Origin of the sequence: Jidongwangia harbinensis, assembly GCF_020216025.1 — a bacterium.
GTDB classification, from domain to species: domain Bacteria; phylum Actinomycetota; class Actinomycetes; order Mycobacteriales; family Micromonosporaceae; genus Actinoplanes; species Actinoplanes harbinensis.
In genome coordinates this window covers 1-3,582 of the sequence record NZ_JAIWNC010000097.1, presented here as the reverse complement: position 1 = coordinate 3,582, position 3,582 = coordinate 1, and the positions used below count along the sequence as shown (strand labels likewise).

At 73.9% G+C, this 3,582-nt stretch carries 1 protein-coding gene; it reads left to right on the top strand.

Going from position 1 to position 3,582, the window contains the following annotated elements; all coding sequences use genetic code 11:
* Nucleotides 1–23: 23 nt before the first annotated feature.
* Nucleotides 24–3,582: non-ribosomal peptide synthetase (locus LDL48_RS43120; protein WP_225260994.1), on the top strand; the 3,559-nt coding region annotated here is incomplete at its 3' end.

Below are 3,582 nucleotides of genomic sequence, written 5' to 3'. Positions count from 1 at the left end.
GTGCGGGTGAGTCGTTGCGGGATGTGGTGGCCCGGGTGCGTGCCGAGCAGGTGGGTCTGCTGGAGCATCACTATCTGGGTCTGGCGGAGATCCAGCAGCAGGCCGGCGTCGGCAACCTCTTCGACACCAAGATGGCGTTCGAGAACTACCCGATCGACGACGCCGCCCGCGACGCCTCGGCCGGCGGCGGCGGGGTCAACGTCACCGGCGCGACCGCCCACAGTGCCTCCCACTACGCACTGGACCTGGTCGTCCTGCCGCGCGACGGGCTCAACTTCCGCCTCAAGTTCGACCCGAACGCGTTCGACCTCCAGGCCACCGAGACCGTCGCCCGGCAGCTGGAACACCTCCTGGAAACGCTGGTCGCGGACCCGGACCTGCCGCTGGCACGGGTCGACGTCCTGGGCCCGGACGACCGGGCGCGGATCCTCGACGCGGGAACCGGCCCGGTGGCGCAGCCCGGCGCGCTGGCCCCGGAGCTGTTCCGCGAGCAGGTCGCGCGCACCCCGGAGGCTCCGGCCGTGGCCGCCGCGGACGGCGTGCTGTCGTACCAGGAGCTGGCCTCCCGGGTCGACGGCCTGGCCCGGTCGCTGGTCGAGCGGGGCGTCGGCCCGGAGTCGCTGGTCGCGGTGCTGCTGCCCCGGTCGGTGGACCTGGTGGTGGCGTTGCTGGCGGTGTGGCGGGCCGGCGGCGCCTACGTGCCGGTGGACGGGGACTATCCGGCGGACCGGATCCGGTTCGTCCTGCGGGACGCGGCGCCGGTGCTGGTGCTGTCGTCCGGCGACCTCGCGGACCGCGTCCCGGACGTCGGTGTGCCGGTGGTGCGGCCGGACGCGGTCGGCGCGCCCGGGACACCGCTGCCGGACCTCCACCCGGCGCAGACCGCGTACGTGATCTACACCTCCGGCTCGACCGGCACCCCCAAGGCGGTCGTCGTGCCGCACGGCGCCCTCGCCGACCACCTCCGGTGGGCCCGGCAGGCCTACCCGGCGGCCGCCGGCCCGGCCCTGGTGCACTCGTCGGTGGCGTTCGACCTGACCGTGACGGCACTGCACACCCCGCTGGTGACCGGTGGCTGCGCGTGGCTGGCGGATCTCAGCGGCGACCTGTCGGACGTCGCGCAGCCGTCCTTCCTGAAGGCCACCCCGAGCCACCTGACGCTGTTGGAGTCACTGCCGGAGCGGGTGTCACCGACCGGAACGCTGATGCTCGGCGGTGAGCAGCTGCTCGGCGAGGCGGTACGGCGGTGGCGCGACCGCCACCCGGCCGTCACCGTCTCCAACTCGTACGGGCCCACCGAGTTCACCGTCAACGCCGCCGAGTACTCGGTCCGCCCCGGTGACGACTGCCCGCCCGGCCCGGTCCCGATCGGCCGGCCGGTCGCCAACACCCGCCTGTACGTGCTGGACGCCGGCCTGCTGCCGGTGCCGGCGGGGGTGCCGGGTGAGTTGTATGTGGCCGGTGCGGGTCTGGCCCGGGGTTATCTGGGTCGGCCGGATCTGACCGGTGAGCGGTTCGTGGCGGATCCGTTCGGTCCGGTGGGGTCGCGGATGTATCGCACGGGTGACGTGGTGCGCTGGGCGGCCGGCGGGGTGTTGGAGTTCGTGGGCCGCGCCGATGACCAGGTGAAGGTGCGGGGTTTCCGGATCGAGCCGGGTGAGGTGGAGGCGGCGCTGGCCGGTGTGGCCGGGGTGGGTCGTGCGGTGGTGGTGGTCCGTGAGGATCAGCCGGGTGATGTGCGGCTGGTCGGGTATGTGCAGCCGGCCGGTGGGGCGGATCTGGAGCCGGGGGTGTTGCGGGACGCGGTGGCGGCCACGTTGCCGGAGTACATGGTTCCGGCCGCGGTCGTGGTGCTGGACGAGATCCCGCTCACCGTCAACGGCAAGGTGGACCGGGCCGCGCTGCCCGCGCCGGACCTGGCCACCGGGGCCGGGCGCGGGCCGCAGGACGCCCGCGAGGAGATTCTCTGCGGCCTGTTCGCCGACGTGCTGGGCCTGGCCGAGGTCGGCGTCGACGACTCCTTCCTGGACCTGGGCGGGCACTCGCTGCTGGCCATCAAGCTCGTCGGCCGCATCCGTTCCGTGCTGGCCGTGAACCTGTCCGTGAACGACCTGTTCGCCGCGCCGACGGTGGCGGGGCTCGCCGCCCGGATCGCGACCGCCGGTGCGAACGACCGTCCCGCGGTGCGCCCGGTGACGCCGCGCCCGGAGCGGATCCCGCTCTCCTACGAGCAGCAGCGCCTGTGGTTCCTGCACCGCCTGGAGGGCCCGTCGGCGACGTACAACATGCCGGTGGGTCTGCGCCTGCGGGGTGCGGTGGACGTGGCAGCGATGCGGGCCGCCCTGCACGACGTGGTGGCCCGGCACGAGAGCCTGCGCACCCGGTTCGTCGAGGACGAGTCGGGTCCGATGCAGGTGGTGCTGCCGGTCGCGGCCGTCACCCCGGCCCTCACCGTGGTGGACTGCCCCGCCGGCGAGCTGCCGCAGCGGCTCGGCGAGGCGGCCGGCCACCGGTTCGACCTGGGCGGCGAACTGCCGGTCCGGGTGTCACTGTTCCGCCTCGCCCCGGACGAGTTCGTCATGCTGCTGCTGGTGCATCACATCGCGTGCGACGGCTGGTCGATGGGCCGGCTGGCGCGCGACCTGACGGTGGCGTACCGGTCCCGCTGTTCCGGCGTGGTACCGGCCTGGACCCCGCTGCCGGTGCAGTACGCCGACTACACGCTGTGGCAGCGCGAGGTCCTCGGCGACGAGCACGACGCGGACAGCGTCATCCAGGCCCAGCTGGCCTACTGGACGCAGGCGCTGGCCGGGCTGCCGGAGCAGCTCAGCCTGCCGTTCGACCGGCCCCGGCCCGCCGGGGTGGCGTCCTACCGGGGCGACGCGGTCGAGTTCGCCGTGGACGCCGGCCTGCACGCCGGCCTGGTCACGCTGGCCCGCCGGACCGGCACCACGCTGTTCATGGTGGTGCAGTCCGCGCTGGCCGCGGTGCTGACCCGGCTGGGCGCGGGCACGGACATCCCGATCGGTACGCCGATCGCGGGCCGCACCGACGACGCCGTCGACGACCTGGTCGGCCTGTTCGTCAACACGCTGGTGCTGCGCACCGACACCTCCGGCAACCCGACGTTCACCCAGCTGCTGGGCCGGGTGCGGACCACCGACCTGGCCGCGTACGCCCATCAGGATCTGCCGTTCGAACGCCTCGTCGAGGCCGTGAACCCGGCCCGCGAGCTGGGTCGCAATCCGCTGTTCCAGGTGCGGCTGGTGTTCCAGAACACCGACCAGCGGATGGCGCTGGACGCGGTCGGTCAGCTGCCCGGCCTGAGCCTGTCCGGTGAACCGGTGGGCACCGAGGCGGCCAAGTTCGACCTGCTGTTCCGGTTCGCCGAGCACCCGGCGGACGGCGGCGCCGCGCACGGCGCGCTGGGCGGCGTGCTCGAGTTCAGCACCGAGCTGTTCGACCGCGGCACCGTCGAAGGCATCACCCACCGCCTGCTCCGCCTGCTGGCCGCCGTGGTCGCCGATCCGGACGCCCCGCTGGCCCGGGTCGATCTGCTCGGCGACACCGAGCGGTCGCGGA